The sequence below is a fragment of the Streptomyces sp. 3MP-14 genome, assembly GCF_006334905.2.
In the GTDB taxonomy this organism is placed as follows: Bacteria; Actinomycetota; Actinomycetes; order Streptomycetales; family Streptomycetaceae; genus Streptomyces; species Streptomyces triticirhizae.
This window is the reverse complement of the sequence record NZ_VDLZ02000006.1, coordinates 93923-109775: the sequence shown is the minus strand read 5'-3', so window position 1 is coordinate 109775 and position 15853 is coordinate 93923. Positions and strand designations below refer to the sequence as shown.

Below are 15853 nucleotides of genomic sequence, written 5' to 3'. Positions count from 1 at the left end.
CGTGCTAACGCGTTGGTGGCATTCCGGCGGGCGGGCGTACTCCGCGAGTTGCGCCGCCGGCCGCCCGGTCTCGGGGACGTCTCCGGGGTCGGGTCAGGGGCGCGGGCGGGCGCGCCCCGGGGATCGGGCGCGGGCGGGCGCGTTGTGCCGGGGAGGCGGACGCCGGGCCGCGTCGGGGGCGCGCCTCGGGGTCGGCGCGCCTCGGGTCAGCTCAGCCAGCCCGGGGTGATCATCCCGGTCTCGTACGCGAGGATCACCAGCTGCGCCCGGTCGCGGACGCCCAACTTGGTCATGATGCGGCTGACATGGGTCTTGGCGGTGGCGGGGCTGAGCACCAGCCGGCGGGCGATCTCGTCGTTGGTGAGGCCGGCGCCGACCAGGCCCATCACCTCGCGTTCCCGATCGGTGAGCGCGTTGAGCCGGGGGCTGGGCTCGGGCTGCCTGGCCCGGCCGGCGAACTCGGCGATCAGCCGCCGGGTGACCGTCGGCGAGATCAACGCGTCGCCGCGCGCGCAGACCCGGATGGCGTGCAGCAGCTCCATCGGCTCGGTGTCCTTCACCAGGAAGCCGGAGGCGCCGGCGCGCAGCGCGCCATAGACGTAGTCGTCGACGTCGAAGGTGGTGAGGATGACCACCCGCACGTCCGAGAGGCGTTCGTCCGCGACGATCCGCTCGGTCGCGGCCAGCCCGTCGACCTCGGGCATCCTGATGTCCATCAACACGACATCCGGGCGCAGTTCGTGGGCCAGCGCCACCGCCTCGGCGCCGTTGGCGGCCTCCCCCACGACCTCGATGTCGTCCTCGTCGGACAGGATCGAACGGAACCCCGCCCGCACCAGCATCTGGTCGTCGGCGAGGACGACCCGCACCCGTCTCACGTTCCGGCCCCCCGGGCCCGTCGCGGTCATGCGCCCCAGCCTATGCGGGGACCGTTGCGCGGGGACCCCGGCCGCCGGCGGGGACCCCGGCCGCCGCTCCGCTCGCCGTGGAGTGCGCAGCGGGAACGGGCGCCGGTGGCCTCAGCGTTCGGCGTCGCGGGTGCCCTGCCAGGCGACCGGGGCCGGGTCGGCGCTGGTCGGGTCGGCGCCGGCCGGGTCGGGGGGCGGTGGCTCGGCGACGGGGAGGCGGGCGACGACGCGGAAGCCGCCGTCGGGGGCGTTGCCGGCGGTGAGTTCGCCGCCGAGGGCGCGGGCCCTGGCCGTCATGCCGAGGATGCCGCTGCCCTGGGCCTCGGGCTCGGCGCCGCCGCCGTTGTCGGCGACGCACAGCCGCAGTTCGCCCGGCGCGTAGGCGACGCGGACCACCGCCCTGGTCGCCCCCGCGTGGCGGGTGATGTTGGTGATGGACTCCTGGACGATCCGGTACGCGGCCAGCGAGATGTTGGGCGAGAGGACCGGGGCCTCGCCGCTGGTCTCGACGGAGATCGACAGGCCGGTGTGGCTGGCGCGGTCCACCAGTTCGCCGAGCCGTTCGAGGCCGGCGGCCGGCTCGACGGGCGCCGCCTCGTCGACCTGGCGCAGCACGCCGAGCGTGGCGCGCAGCTCGCGCAGCGCCTCCTTGCTGGTGTCGCGGACCAGTTCCAGGGCGCTGGCCAGCTCCTCCGTCTCGCCGGGCCGCTTGGCGCTGCGGTGGAGGGCGGCGGTGGCGCGGACGTTGATCAGCGAGATGTTGTGCCCCAGCACGTCGTGCAACTCCCGTGCCAGCCGCAGCCGTTCGGCGGTGGCGGACTGCTGGGCCCGCAGGTCGCGCTCCCGTTCGGCGGCGAGCACCCGCTGTTCGGCCTCCCGCTGGTGGGCGTGGCGCATCTGCACCGCGTGGCCCAGCACGATCAGGCTGAGGAACCAGCCGCCGAAGAGCACGATCGACATGTTGTCGACGTGCCGCTCGTCCCGGTCCAGCGTCAACATCTCGCCCCAGGTGATCACCAGCAGGGTGAAGACCGCGATGGCGACGCCGGCGATCAGCTGGCCGCTGCGGGCCACCGCGTAGAGGGCGACCACATAGACCGCCAGCGGCGCCGGCCCGTCGACCGAGCTGAGCGGGTAGTAGACGACCGCGAGGACCAGGGAGCCGACCGCGACCGGCACCGGCCAGCGGTCCCGCACGGTCAGCGTCGCCATGCCGAGCACCGCCACCGCCCAGCCCAACAGGCCGCTCATCAGCACCCCGTTGGCGGCGGCCCACCCCAGCAGGACGGTGTCCACCAGCAGCGCGACGAGGGGAAGCAGCAGCAGCCGGTCGGTGTGGAGGAGCCGGTGGCGGGCCGACGTCAGCTTCGAGTGGATCGCCGGTGCCAAACGGGCAAGCATGGAAGCCAGAGTACGTAGGCTGTGCCCAAACGGCACCATCGAGGAGGAAGACCCCATGACCGGCCCGGCACCGGAGAGCAACGAGCCCGCCCACGACCCCGAGGTGCTCCAGCTCGCGGCGAAGGTGTTCGACCTGGCCAGGGACGGGGACACCAACACCGTGGCCGCCTATGTGGACGCCGGCGTCCCGGTGAACCTGAGCAACGAGAAGGGCGACACCCTGCTGATGCTGGCCGCCTACCACGGCCATGTGGCCACGGTCGAGGCGCTGCTGGAGCGCGGTGCCGACGCGGCCAGGGCCAACGACCGGGGGCAGACGCCGATCGCGGGCGCGGTGTTCAAGAACGAGTCGGCGGTGGTGCGCACCCTGCTGGCGGCGGGCGCCGACCCGTCGGCGGGGCAGCCCTCGGCGATCGACACGGCGCGGATGTTCGGCCGCGCGGAGCTGCTGCGGCTCTTCGGCGCGGAGGAGGGCTGAGCGGGGTGCGGTAGCCCTCGGCGGCGCGGGCGCCCTCGCGGCGCGCGCCGGCGCGCGCCCGCCCCCGCCCCCGATCATCCCCCGCCGCGCCCCGGGCCGCCCGGCAGGCGGTAGAGGCGGCGGGCGTTCTCCGCCGCGAGCAGCACCGCCGCGCGGTGCGCCTCGGCCGGCGGCCAGCCGGGCCCGGCCAGGGCCTCGGTCAGCGCCCAGCGGAACTGCCGCGCGCCCACCAGATACAGCTCCGGCAGGCCGTAGGCGTCGGTCGAGAAGAGCACCTTGCCGAACGGCGCCAGCTCCCAGGTCTCCGCCAGCACCGCCGGCGCCCGGCCGCCGACATGGCTCAGCGTCAGCCCCAGGTCGGCATACACATGCGGGTAGACGGCCGCCAGATGGGCGGCCTGGCGGTGGAACGGGTAGCAGTGCAGCAGCACCAGCGGGCAGCCCATCGGCGCCACGGCCCGGATGAAGTCGGTGAGCAGCGACGGGTCGGCGCGGTGCAGCCGCAGGTCGGCGTCGCCGAAGCCGGTGTGCAGCTGCAACGGCAGCCCGGTGCCGGCGGCCGACCACAGCAGGTGGCGCAGCAGCACCGGGTTGGCCAGCCGGCCGCCGGTCCTGCGGGTCATCAGCCAGTGTTCGGCGGCCGTCCACAGCTCGGCGCGGCTCGGCGGCGCCGCCTCCAGGTGCAGGCCGTGCCGGTAGGCGGCCACGGACTTGAACGCGACGGAACGGGCCCTGGCGCGTTCGACGGAGCCGGCGAGCCGGGCCAGGAAGGCGTCGGTGTCCCGTCCGGCCAGGTCGGCCGCCGCCTCGGCCAGCGGCTCAAGTCGCGTGACGGTGAACGCCGTCGCACCGGCCGCCGTGGCCAGCTCGGCGGCCGACAGCACGGCGCCGGGCAGCGGCCCGTCGTCCACCAGCAGCGCGCCGATCCCGGCGGCGCGCAGCAGCGCGCGGTTGGCCTCCGCCGCGCCCAGCGCGCGGCGCGCCTCCAGATAGGCGTCGAGCGGCGCGTACGCCGGCAGCCCGAGCGCCGGCGGGCACCAGCGGCGCACGGCCAGGCCGAGCGCGCTGTCCGCGTGGCTGGTGCCGGGCGCGGGCGGCGCCCCCGACTCGCTCAGCCAGCCGGCGAACTCCGCCACCCCGGTGGGCACTTCGCGCAGCACCCCGTGGCAGTGCTGGTCCACCAGTGGCGGCAGGTCGGGCCACTCCTCGGCGGCCGCCGCCTCAGTAGCGGTCACGGGTCGCCACCACCAGCTCCTCGGGCCCGGCGGCCGCGAACAGCTCGGCCTCCGCGCGCCGCACCGCCACCACCGCCCCCAGCAGCTCCTCCCCCATGGCCTCGGCCAGCACGGCGGAGTCGGCGAGCGCACGGGTGGCCTCGGGCAGCTCGGCCGGCAGCCGCCGCTGCCCCGGCTGGTGCGCGGGATCGCCGGTGACGGGCACCGGCAGCGTCAACTCCTCGCGGAGGCCGGCCAGTCCGGCGGCCAGCACGCCGCCCACCACCAGATACGGATTGGCGGCGCCGTCGAAGCTCTTGACCTCGGCGTTGGCCGCGCCCAGGTCGTCCGGCGAGCCGGTGACAAAGCGCAGCGCGGCCTCCCGGTTCTCCAGTCCCCAGCAGTGGTAGGCGCCGGCCCAGCGGGAGGGGCGCAGCCGCAGATAGCTGGCCGGCGAGGGCGCGCCCAGCGCCATCAGCGCCGGCAGCTCGCGGTACACGCCGGCCAGGAACGCCTCGCAGTCGGCCGTCATCCCGAACGGGCCGTCGCCGCCCCGGCACAGGTTCTTGCCGTCCCGCCAGAGGCTGAGATGGAGGTGGCGCCCGTTGCCCAGGCCCTCGGTGCCGGCCATCGGCGCGAACGAGGCCGGCAGCCCGTTCCGGGTGGAGACCGCGCGCACCGTCTCCCGCACCAGCACCGCCAGGTCGGCGGCGGCCACCGGGTTGGCCGGCGCCACCGACACCTCGAACTGGCCCACCGCGTACTCCGGGTGCAGCTGGAGCGGCGCGACGCCCTGCGCGCCCAGCGCCTCGACCAACTCGCCCAGGTAGTCGGAGAGTTCCACCAGGCGGGCCATCCCGTAGGCGGGGCCGCGACCGGTGGTCGCGCCGTCGCCGACGACCCACTCGGTCTCGAAGCCCATCAGCAGCTCCAGCTCGAACTCCTCGAAGGCCCGCTCCATCTGCCGCCTGGCGAACCGCCGTTGACACCCCGGGTAGGGGGCGCGGCTGGCCTGGAAGCGGTCAACGGGCGCCCACGCCCAGCCGGGCTGCCCGGCCAGCACCGTCAGCCGGTCCAGGTCGGGCACCAGCCGCAGGTCGCCGTCGGGCCCGCCGACATGCGGGCTGTCCGTCATGGAGTCGTCCACCAGATAGACGTCGAAGACGGGCGACATGCCCACCCCGTTGCGCACGGTCTCCTTGAGCCGGGCGGTCGGAACGGTCTTGACCCGGGTGATGCCGGCGTTGTCCACCCAGGTCAGGGCGATGCCCCTGACCCCGGCCGAGGTGAGCCTGGCCATCGCCTGCTGCGTGTGGTCCATGCCGGCACACCCTGCCGCCGCTCCGTGGCGCACCGCAACCGGGCCGTCACCCGACCGGGTGGCGCGCCGGGCGCGGGGCGCTCCGGATACGCTCGGCCGCATGATCGTGTGGCTCAACGGCACCTACGGCGCGGGCAAGACGACCACGGCGCGGGCCCTGGTGGAACGGCTGCCGCAGGCGCGGCTGTTCGACTCGGAGCACGTCGGGCAGCTGCTGCGCCAGGTCCTCGACGGGGAGGCCGTCACCAACTTCCAGGAGTGGCGGGCCTGGCGCCGGCTGACCGTGGACACCGCGCGGCGGGTCCTCGACGAGGTGGGCGGGACGCTGGTGATCCCGCAGACCGTGTTGACGGAGGAGTACTGGGGCGAACTGCGCGCCGGCTTCGCCGAGGCCGGCATCCCGGTGCACCCGTTCCTGCTGCACACCGACCGGGAGACGCTGGTCGAGCGCATCCACACCGACACCAAGCCGGAGAGCCTGGGCGGGACGGTGGGCTGGCGACTGGAGCATCTGGACGCCTACGAGGCGGCGTTGCCCTGGCTGCGGACGGCGTTCACCGTGCTGGACACCACCGGGCCGACGCCCGAGGAGATCGCCGAACGGGTCCGGGCCGTCGTCCGGCCGGAGGGGATGTCGGACGCGGAGATCGAGGCCGCGATGGTCGGCGTGCCCCGGCAACTCAACGGCCCCGTGCGGCTGGTGGCGTACGACCCGCGCTGGCCGGACGTCTTCGCGGCCGAGGCGGCCGGGCTGCGCGCGGCGCTGGGCGCGCTGCCGCACCGGCTGGAGCACACCGGCTCGACCTCGGTGCCCGGGCTGGTCGCCAAGCCGATCGTCGACATGCTGCTGGTGGTGCCGGACTCGGGGAACGAGGAGGCGTACGTTCCGGCGCTGGAGCCGCTGGGCTACCGGGTCGCGATCCGCGAGCCGGAGTGGCACGAGCACCGGGTGCTGTGCCGGGACCGGCCGGCCGAGGGCGTGGAACGGGTCAACCTCCATGTGCTGTCGGAGGGTTCGTTCGAGGTCGAGCGCGTCCTGGCGTTCCGGGACCGGCTGCGCGGGCACGCGGCGGAGCGCGAGCTGTACGCGGAGACCAAGCGCGCGCTGGCGGAGCGGAGTTGGAAGTACACGCAGAACTACGCGGACGCCAAGTCCGAGGTCGTCGAGGCGATCCTGGCCAGGGCGCTGGCGGAGCGCGACGGCCGCTGAGGGGGCGTGGGGCGGGCCAACGGCCCGGCGGCGCCCGGGAATTGTCAGTGGCGCGTAGTACCAATGGAGGTGGCAGAAAGGAGCCTCCACGTTGGCGACCGTTGACCGCGTCACAGCTCTCTCCCGTTCCTCCTCCGGCTTCTGCACCCGCTTCGCTCTCGGCGACGATGACGACGACCACCACGCCTCCCTGACCCGCTCCCGGTAGCCCCACGCGGGGGTCGGCCACCCGGCCCCCGCGCCGCCGGGCCTGCCCGGCCCGGCCGGCCGCACACACGCGCCCATCGGCGGACCGTCCGGTATCCGGTGAGCGCGGTCCGCCGGGCCGTTATCCTCTTCCCGGCCTCACAAGGGCGCCCCGACTCCGCCGCACCGCCGCCACAAGCCAACCACTCCGGGGCCCCGACACCGCCTGACCAGCGAACAGTTGACCGCCATGCTCCTCGCCCGACTGCTGCTCTTCCTCGGCTGCGGCACCATCATCGGCGCGCTCCTCTTCAGCGCCGCCGCCTGCACGGTGCTGCGCTGAGCCGCCGGCAGCCGCCGCGCCGCCCCGCTCCACCCCTCGCCTCCCGCTCCTGTGAGCAGGGCCACAGCGAAACGGTTTCGTTTCGCTCGGCCGGTCCCCTACCCTCGGAGTCAGCTGTACGAAACCGTTTCGTTCAGCTGGCGGAGGTGATCATGTCCACCGAGAGCGGCACCCGGCGCCGGATCTCGCCCGAGCGCGAGGCCCAGCTGTACGGGGCGGTGCTCGACCTGCTGCGGGAGGTCGGCTACGACGCGTTGACCATGGACGCCGTGGCCGCCCGCACCCACGCCAGCAAGGCCACCCTCTACCGGCAGTGGGGCGGCAAGCCCCGGCTGGTGGTCATGGCGTTGACGTCGCAGCGCAGGACCCGCCCCGACGAGGTCAACACCGGAACGCTCCGGGGCGACATCCGCGCCCTCGTCCTCGCCGAGGACGAGGAGACCATGGCCGAGCGCTCCGCGCTGATGCGGAGCCTGAGCCCGGCGGTGCACCACAACCCGGAGCTGCTGCAAGCCTTCCGCGACCTGCTGATCAACCCGTCCCTCGCCGAGCTGGACGTGCTCCTGGAGCGCGCGGTGCTCAGGGGCGAGGTGGCCGCCGGCCGGCCCGCGCTCCGCTTCGTTCCGCACCTGCTGGTCGGCGCGCTGGTCACCGAGGAGCTGGTGGGCGACCGCCTGCCGACCCACGCGTTCCTGCTCGCCTACGCCGACGCCGTGATCCTGCCCGCCCTCGGCGTGCCCGTCCCGGACGGGAACGGCTGAGCCCGCGCCCCACCTCCGCCCGTTCTCCCTGCCACTCCTCGACGCGAAGGTCATCCGCCGTGTCCACGTTCCTCAGCAAGCTCGGCCGACTCGCCTTCCGGCAGCGGCACGTCTTCCTCCTGCTCTGGGTGGCGCTCCTGACGCTCGCCGGCGTCGGCGCGCTCTCCGCGCCCGCCCCCACCAACAGCTCGTTCGCGATACCGGGCACCGAGGCGCAGCGCGCCTTCGACCTGCTGGACGAGCGGGTCCCCGAGGCGCACGCCGACGGGGCCAGCGCCCGGGTCGTCTTCGAGGCGCCCGAGGGCGGCGCCATCGCCAACCCCGAGACCCGCGCCGCGATCGAGCGCACGATCGCCGAACTCGCCGACAGCTCCCCCGAGGTGGCGGTTGTCGCCGACCCGTTCACGGCCGGAACGGTCAGCGACGACGGCCGGATCGCGTTCGCCTCCGTCACCTATGACGCGCCGGCGATGGACCTCTCCGACGAGACCAGGGACGCCCTGGAGTCGACCGTCGAGGACGCGCGGCAGGACGGGCTGACCGTCGAGGTCGGCGGCGACGCGCTCCAGTCCGTTCCCGAGGTCGCCGCGACCGAGGTGATCGGCGTCGCGGTCGCGGCCGTCGTGCTGGTCGTCACCTTCGGCTCGCTGGTCGCCGCCGGACTGCCGCTGCTGACCGCGCTGATCGGCGTCGGCGTGGGCGTCGGCGGGATCACCGCCCTGGCCGGCGTGCTGGACCTGGGCAGCGACACCACAACCCTGGCCATGATGATCGGGCTCGCGGTGGGCATCGACTACGCGCTGTTCATCGTCTCCCGCTACCGGAGCGAGCTGCGCGACGGCGCCGACCGGGAGGCGGCGGCCGGGCGCGCGGTGGGAACGGCCGGCTCGGCCGTGGTCTTCGCCGGGTTGACGGTGGTGATCGCGCTGGTGGGCCTCGCCGTGGTCAACATCCCCATCCTCACCAAGATGGGCCTGGCGGCGGCCGCGACCGTGGTGATCGCGGTGCTGATCGCCCTCACCCTGATCCCCGCGCTGCTCGGCTACGCCGGCGACCGGGTCCGCCCCCGCGCGGCGCGCGGTCCCATGGCGAGCGCCAGGGGCGCGGGCGCGGACCGGGGCGCGGACGGGGGCGCGGGTGCGAACGAGGGCGCGGACGGGGGGCGGCCCGCGCTCGGCGTGCGCTGGGCGCGGCTGGTGTTGCGCCGCCCGGTGACCGTGCTGCTGGCGGCCGTGGTGGGCCTCGGCGTGATCGCCCTGCCGGCCACGAGCATGGAACTCGGCCTGCCCGACGACGGCACCAAGTCCACCGACACCACCGAGCGCCGGGCCTACGACCTGGTCTCCGAGGGCTTCGGCCCCGGGCTCAACGGCCCGCTGCTGACCGTGGTGGACACCGGCGACGCCGCCGACCCGCAGGCCGTGGCCGACCGGGTCGCCGCGACGGTCGACGGGCTGCCCGGCGTCGCGACGGTGACCCCCGCCACGCTCAACGAGGCCGGCGACACCGCGCTGATCACCGTGGTCCCGGCCGCCGAGCCCGGCTCGACCGAGACCGAGGACCTGGTGCACGCGATCCGGGACGCCGGCGGCGAGATCCCGGACGCCGAGGTGCTGGTCACCGGCGGCACCGCGATGAACATCGACGTCTCGGAGAAGCTCGACGACGCGCTGGTGCCGTATCTGACCCTGGTGGTCGGGCTGGCGTTCCTGCTGCTGACGGTGGTCTTCCGCTCCCTGCTGGTCCCGCTGAAGGCGGCGCTGGGCTTCCTGCTCTCGGTGCTGGCGGCGCTGGGCGCCGTGGTCGCGGTCTTCCAGTGGGGCTGGCTCGCCGGCCTGATCGGACTCGACCAGACGACTCCGATCGTGAGCATGATGCCGCTGATCCTGGTCGGCGTGGTCTTCGGACTGGCCATGGACTACGAGGTGTTCCTGGTGACCCGGATGCGGGAGGCGCTGCTCCACGGCGAGGAGCCGCGCCAGGCCGTGGTGACCGGCTTCCGGGACGGCGCCCGGGTGGTCACGGCGGCGGCGGTGATCATGATCGCGGTCTTCGCCGGCTTCGTCGGAACCTCGGACCCGATGATCAAGATGATCGGCTTCGGCCTCGCGATCGCCGTCCTCTTCGACGCGTTCGTGGTGCGGATGGCGCTGGTGCCGGCGGTGCTCGCGCTGCTCGGCCGGGCGGCCTGGTGGCTGCCGGGCTGGCTGGACCGGCTGCTGCCCCGGGTCGACGTCGAGGGCTCCGCGCTCGCCGGCGCGGACCCGGCCGGGTCCGCGCCGGAACCCGAGGCCGCGCCGGGCGCGGCGGCCTCGCCCGCCGGCGACGGGCGGCTCCCCGTCGAGCGGTAGCGCGCCGGGGCCTCACGGCTCACGGCCAGAGCAGCGTCCGTTCCCATGCGCCGCCGCCTGCGGGGGAGTTCCGGGTGTAACGCAGCCGGACATGGCGGCGGCCCGGGTCGCCCTGCCAGAACTCGACCTCGTGGGCGGCGAGCGTGTAGACGGTGTGGCCCGGCGGGTGCGCCTCCGGGTGGTTCGCCAACTGCCGGCGGGCGCCCTCGGCCGCCTCGTCCCAGTCGGGGAGCGAGGCCAGCGGCGTGGACTGCCGGCCGACCAGGCCCGCGACCTTCGACGCCGGCGAACGGGTGGCGAACTCCGCCAGCGACACCTCCCTGGCCGCCTGGGTGACATCGCCCCGCACCCGGATCTGCCGGCCCTGGAGCGGCCAGTAGAAGGTGAGCGCGGCGGCCGGCTGCTGCGCCAGTTGCACGCCCTTGGGGCTGGCGGCGTCCGAGGCGAACACCCAGCCAGCCTCGTCCGCCTCGACGTCCCGCAGCGCCACGATCCGCGCGTCGGGCCGGCCGTCGGCGCCGGCCGTGGAGAGCAGCGCGGCGCCCGGGTCGAGCACCCCGACCGCGACCGCCTCGGCCAGCCAGGCGGCGAAGAGTTCGACCGGCGCCCCCGGCGCCGCGTCCGGCGCGAACGTGGGCAACGCCCGCGCCATCAGCGGCGCCCGCGCGAGCAGTTCCCGCACGTCACGGGCGCCGGGCGGGCTCCCGCCCGGGTGGCGGGCGCCCGAGGAACGGGGGCTCGCCGCGCCGGAGTTCGGGGCCCCGGCGTCGCTGGAACGGGAGTCCGACGAACGGACGTCCCTGCCGGGAGGGTCCGGGGAACGAGAATCCATGGGCCGAAGGTAACCCGGCACCGGCCCCCCGGCCCGCCGGGCCCCCGGCCCGCCGGGCCCCCGGCCCTCGGAGGCGGGCCGCCGACGCTCCTTTTCCCGACGCCGGATCTCCGACGGCCCGCACCCGACGCCGCCGCGCCCCGCACCTGCCCCACCGGGCCCCGCCCGACTCACCCGCCACCCGGCCCTGCCCGCGACCTCAGCCCACCGGCCAACCGCCCCACCCCGGCCCGGCCTCGGACCCCGCCCGGCCCCAACTCAACGGCCCCCCGGCCTCGGACCCTGCCCGCCGGGCGCCGCGCCGACCACCCAACCGCCCCGGTCCGAACGCGCACGCACCCACGCGACCCCGCGCTCGCCCCCGGCGCGGCCGGAGCCCGACGCCGCCGCCCACCCCGGCGCGGCCGGAGCCCGACCCCGCGCTCGCCCCCGGCGCGGCCGGGGCCCGGCGGCCCCGGCGGTCGGCCCGCAGGGCCTCCCGTTCTCTCCCGGCCGACCCGCCAGGGTCGGCCGGGCGGTCGGCCCGGACCACCTTGACGAGGGCACCGGGGGCGGGAGAGACTTTTCAACAGACTACGGAAAGGCTTTTCCTCATCATGCCGGACGGGCAGCGCGCGGTCACCATCACCGAGGTCGCCACGCGGGCTGGGGTCTCGATCAGCACGGCGTCCAAGGCCCTCAACGGGCGGGGCCAGCTGCGGGACGAGACCAGGGAGCGGGTGTTCGCCGCCGCCAACGAGCTGGGCTACCAGCCCAACGCGCTGGCCCGCAGCCTGGTGCAGCGGCGCAGCTTCACCGTCGGTCTGCTCTCCACCGAGAGCGCCGACCGGTTCAACATCCCGCTCCACATGGGCATCGAGAACGCGCTGGGCGCCGGCCGGGTCTCCGTCTTCCTCTGCGACGGGCGGGCCGACCCGCTGCGCGAGCGGTTCTATCTGGACTCGCTGCTCTCCCGCCGGGTGGACGGCATCGTCGTCACCGGGGTGCGGACCGACGCGCGGCCGCCGCTGTCCACCGTTCCGCTGCCGGTGCCCGTGGTCTACGCGTACTCGCGCTCGGCAGACCCCAACGATCTGTCCGTGCTGCCGGACGACGAGCACGGCGGGCGGCTGGCCGCCGAGCATCTGCTGTCGGCGGGGTGGCGGACGTTCGCGCACATCACCGGGCCGATGGACTTCGCCGCCGCGCGTGACCGGCTGGCCGGCTTCCGCGCCACCCTGGCGGACGCCGGGCTCGAACTCCCGGACCGGCGGGTGTACTCGGGGCCGTGGCGGGAGTCGTTCGGCCGGGACGCCGCCGCCGACCTGCTGGACCGCCATCCCGAGGTGGACGCCGTCTTCTGCGGCAGCGACCAGGTGGCGCGCGGGGTGTTGGACACCCTGCGCGAGCGCGGGCGGCGGGTGCCCGAGGAGGTGGGCGTCGTCGGCTTCGACAACTGGGGCGTCCTCACCGAGGACTCCCGCCCGCCGCTGACCTCGGTCGACATGAACCTCCAGGAGCTGGGCGAACTGGCCGCCCGGCGGCTGCTGTCCATGATCGAGGGCCACCGCGAGTCCGGCCTGATCCGCCACCCCTGCCGGCTGGAGGTCCGCGCCTCCGGCGGCGCGCCGGCGCCCCATGTGCCCGGCGGCATCCGCCCCGTGGGATAGCCGACCCGGGGCCGCGCGGCCGACCTCGACCACCGTTCCCGTTCCCCGTTCCCACCGTTCCGCCCACGACCGACCACGACCGACCCGCGACCGCGCCCCCGCGCGCGGCCGGCTCCTCGACCTGCCCGCCGAAGGGCCCCGCCCGCGCGCCGGGTCGGGCGCTGCCACGCGACCCCAACCACCCACCACAGTGAGGACGTTCCGCCATGCCTTCCCGTGTGCCTTCCCCCGGGCCCACCCCCGCGACCGACCGGGCCGCCGCGCCGCTGGCCGCGCCGGCCGACCCGCGCGGCGCGCCGGGCGCGCTGCTCGCGCCCGTTCCGCTGCGCGCGGCCGAACTGACCGGCGGCCCGCTGGCCGAGGTGCGGCGGCGGAACCGCGAGGTCACCCTGGAGACCATCTACCGGCGCTGCGAGGGGTGTGGCGCGATCGACAACCTGCGGCGGGCCGGCGGGCTGCTGGCGGGCGACCCGGTGGCCGACTTCCAGGGCCAGTACTACGCGGACTCCGACGTCCACAAGTGGCTGGAGGCCGCCTGCTGGCAGCTGGCCGAGGACCCGGACGACGCGCGGCTGCGGGAGCGGATCGACACGGTGGTGACCGTGTTGGAGGCCGCCCAGGACGAGGACGGCTACCTCAACTCGTACTTCGTCAACGAGCGCGCCGCGCGCCGCTGGACCAACATCCGCGACGAGCACGAGATGTACTGCGGCGGCCATCTGGTGCAGGCCGCCGTCGCGCACTTCAGGGCGACCGGGGAACGGCGGCTGCTGGCGGTCGCGATCCGGTTCGCCGCGCACGTCTGGAGCGTCTTCGGGCCCGGCCGGCGGCCGGGCGCCGACGGGCACCCTGAGTACGAGACCGCGCTGGTCGAGCTGTACCGGGCGACCGGCGACGAGGCGTATCTGGAGCAGGCGCTGTGGTTCGTCGAGCAGCACGGCGCCGAGCCGAGGGCGATCGGCGGCCGGGACTACCACCTGGACCACGCGCCGCTGGCCGAGCAGCGCGAGGTGGTGGGGCACGCGGTGCGCGCCCTCTACCTGTACACGGGTGCCACCGACGTGGTCACCGAAGTCCCGGAGCGCACCGGCCCGTTGGGCGAGGCGGTGACCGCGCTGTGGCGGGACTTCGCCGACCGCAAGCGCTATGTGACGGGCGGCGCCGGCTCGCGGCACGAGGGCGAGGCGTTCGGCGCGCGCTGGGAGCTGGGCGACGAGCGGGCGTACGCGGAGAGCTGCGCCTCGGTGGCGCACTTCCAGTGGGCGTGGCGGATGTTCCTGCGCACCGGCGCTGGCGAGTTCCGGGACGCGATGGAGGAGGTGCTGCACAACGGGCTGCTGTCGGGGATCGGCCTGGACGGCGAGGAGTTCTTCTATGTGAACCCGCTGGCGGACAACGGTGGCCACCGGCGCAGCCCGTGGTTCGGCACCGCCTGCTGCCCGCCGAACCTGGCGCGGCTGGTGGCGTCGTTGCCCTCGTACGCGTTCGCGACGGACGCGGACACGCTGTGGACGCTGCTGCTGGCCGAGGGCCGGGTGCGGGCCGAGGTGGCCGGTGGGACGCTGGAGTTGGCGGTCTCCACGGCGTATCCGTGGGAGGGCGCGGTCTCGATCGAGGTGGTGAACGCGCCCGAGGGGGCGTGCGGGATAGCGCTGCCCGCGCCCGGTTGGGCGAGTGCGCCGGCCGGTTGGGCGGTGGACGGGGCCGAGGTCGAGGGCGAGGCGGCGGACGGGTTCACCGTGCTGCGCCGCGTCTGGCGGGCCGGCGAGGTGCTGACCGGCACGTACCCGCTGCCGGTGCGGCCGTTGGCGGCGCACCCGTGGGTGCGGGCGGCGCGGGGGCGGATCGCGCTGACCCGGGGGCCGCTGGTGTTCTGCCTGGAGCAGGCGGACCACGAGGGCTTCGACGTGCGGGATGTCGCGGTGCGGAGCGACGGCGCCTGGGAGGTCGAGCCGCGGCCCGAACTGCTGGGCGGCACGGTCGTGTTGCGCGGCACCGGGCTGGCGCGTCCGGCGCCGGCGCCCGACGCGCCGCTCTACCGGCCGGCGGACGAGCCGGAGCCGGCGGCGGAGCGGGTCGCGTTGACGGCGGTGCCCTACCGGCTGTGGGCCAACCGCGAGGCGGGCCCGATGCAGGTGTGGCTGCCGGTGGCTTCGGCCGACGGCGCCTGAGGTGGCGGGCCACCTCATGTGAGAAACGGCCGGCCGTCGCCCGAAGGGTGGCGGCCGGCGGCCCGTGTGCCGCGCTGGTCCCACGGAACCGGCCGGGCACGCCCTACCGTGGGCACCCGTGAAGGCACGAAACGCGAAACTTATCCCCCATGTCCGTTCCCGCGCCGTCAGGTCCTGCGCCACGCTCGGGCTGCTGGGCGCCGCCCTGCTGCCGGCCGCGCCCGCGCACGCCCAGCCGGCGGCGGCGCCCGTTCCCCCGTTCCACGACCCGGCCGGCGGGCACCCGGGGCCGCAACGGCCGCTGCTGAGCGTGGAGAAGCGGGTCCCGGCCGACGCCGGGCTGCCCGACCCGGTGCCGGTCGGCACCGAGGTGCCCTACGAGTACGAGGTGACCAACGGCGGCGACAGCGCGATCCGCGAGCTGCTGGTCATCGACGACGTCGCCGAGGGCGTGAGCTGCCCGCGCGGCCGGCTGTGGCCGGGGGAGAGCATGACCTGTCACGGGAGTTATGTGGTCACGGAGGAGGACGTGGCGCGGGGCAGCGTCACCAACACCGCCGTGGCCAGCGGAACGATCGGGGAGACGGTGGTCACCTCGCCGCCCGACCGGGTCACCGTGGACCTGGGCTCGGTGGTGGGGCTGGCGCTGACCAAGTCCGTCGAGGACCCCGGGCCCTACGAGTTCGGCGAGCGCGCCCGGTACACCTACACGGTCCGCAACCTGACCGACCAGCCCGCCGATGGCGTGGCCGTGGTGGACGACCTGGTGCCGGACGTGGTGTGCGCGACCGAGGAGTTGGCGCCGGCCGGCGAGCCGGGTGACACCACGCGGTGCGCCGGCCGGTACGAGGTGAGCCGGAAGCGCGGCGACTGCGGCGAGATCACCAACACCGCCGCCGCCCTGACCAGGGACGGCCGGCTGCGCTCCGAGCCGGACTCGGCGACCATCTCCGTGGTCAGGCCCTGCGGCCACCATCACCACTGACGGCGCTGCGCCCGGGGCGTGAACGGGCGGCCGGGCAGGCGGG

Annotated in this window: 12 protein-coding genes and 1 pseudogene; 8 read left to right on the top strand and 5 right to left on the bottom strand. The window is 75.4% G+C overall.

Annotation, left to right across the window (positions count from 1 at the left end):
• Positions 1-206: 206 nt before the first annotated feature.
• Both FH609_RS11255 and FH609_RS11250 read right to left on the bottom strand, forming a co-directional pair.
• Positions 207-908 carry a response regulator gene (locus tag FH609_RS11255; RefSeq protein ID WP_139667315.1) on the bottom strand — a complete coding sequence of 234 codons (702 nt, stop codon included), beginning with the start codon at positions 906-908 and terminating at the stop codon, positions 207-209.
• A 111-nt stretch (positions 909-1019) separates the two neighbouring features.
• On the bottom strand, positions 1020-2309 hold the full coding sequence (locus tag FH609_RS11250; protein WP_139667316.1) for a sensor histidine kinase: 1290 nt from the start codon (positions 2307-2309) through the stop codon (positions 1020-1022).
• Between the two features lie 55 nt (positions 2310-2364).
• Here FH609_RS11250 and FH609_RS11245 point away from each other — a divergent pair, with 55 nt between their 5' ends.
• A complete protein-coding gene (locus FH609_RS11245; protein WP_122183831.1) occupies positions 2365-2787 on the top strand; it encodes an ankyrin repeat domain-containing protein in 423 nt (140 codons plus the stop codon).
• Between the two features lie 74 nt (positions 2788-2861).
• On the opposite strand, the gene FH609_RS11240 is transcribed toward FH609_RS11245, so the two are convergent.
• Positions 2862-4022: an amidohydrolase family protein gene (locus FH609_RS11240; RefSeq protein WP_193317848.1), complete on the bottom strand. Its 1161-nt coding sequence runs from the start codon at positions 4020-4022 to the stop codon at positions 2862-2864.
• Positions 4009-5322 (bottom strand): glutamine synthetase family protein, encoded by a 1314-nt coding sequence (locus tag FH609_RS11235; protein WP_139667317.1) that lies wholly within the window; start codon positions 5320-5322, stop codon positions 4009-4011. The genes FH609_RS11240 and FH609_RS11235 overlap by 14 nt, the downstream gene beginning before the upstream one ends.
• Before the next feature lie 100 nt (positions 5323-5422).
• Between FH609_RS11235 and FH609_RS31595 the strand changes: the two are divergent.
• From FH609_RS31595 to FH609_RS11220, 4 genes and pseudogenes are all read left to right on the top strand, one after another.
• Positions 5423-5935 (top strand): annotated as a pseudogene (locus FH609_RS31595) (AAA family ATPase); the annotation flags it as partial.
• 18 nt (positions 5936-5953) lie between these two features.
• Positions 5954-6532, top strand: a complete 579-nt coding sequence (locus FH609_RS31590) for a GrpB family protein (protein ID WP_319789591.1) — start codon at positions 5954-5956, stop codon at positions 6530-6532.
• Between the two features lie 681 nt (positions 6533-7213).
• Positions 7214-7822: a TetR/AcrR family transcriptional regulator gene (locus tag FH609_RS11225; protein WP_139667319.1), complete on the top strand. Its 609-nt coding sequence runs from the start codon at positions 7214-7216 to the stop codon at positions 7820-7822.
• 59 nt (positions 7823-7881) lie between these two features.
• Complete coding sequence (locus FH609_RS11220; protein ID WP_139667320.1) at positions 7882-10173, top strand: MMPL family transporter; 2292 nt, start codon at positions 7882-7884, stop codon at positions 10171-10173.
• A 19-nt stretch (positions 10174-10192) separates the two neighbouring features.
• On the opposite strand, the gene FH609_RS11215 is transcribed toward FH609_RS11220, so the two are convergent.
• A complete protein-coding gene (locus FH609_RS11215) occupies positions 10193-11005 on the bottom strand; it encodes a pyridoxal 5'-phosphate synthase (RefSeq protein WP_226961572.1) in 813 nt (270 codons plus the stop codon).
• Between the two features lie 596 nt (positions 11006-11601).
• Between FH609_RS11215 and FH609_RS11210 the strand changes: the two genes are divergently transcribed.
• From FH609_RS11210 to FH609_RS11200, 3 genes are all read left to right on the top strand, one after another.
• Complete coding sequence (locus FH609_RS11210; protein WP_139667321.1) at positions 11602-12654, top strand: LacI family DNA-binding transcriptional regulator; 1053 nt, start codon at positions 11602-11604, stop codon at positions 12652-12654.
• 206 nt (positions 12655-12860) lie between these two features.
• Positions 12861-14825, top strand: coding sequence for a glycoside hydrolase family 127 protein (locus tag FH609_RS11205; protein WP_139667322.1), 1965 nt, complete (start codon positions 12861-12863; stop codon positions 14823-14825).
• A gap of 118 nt (positions 14826-14943) precedes the next feature.
• A complete protein-coding gene (locus tag FH609_RS11200; protein WP_139667323.1) occupies positions 14944-15810 on the top strand; it encodes a hypothetical protein in 867 nt (288 codons plus the stop codon).
• Positions 15811-15853 lie beyond the last annotated feature (43 nt).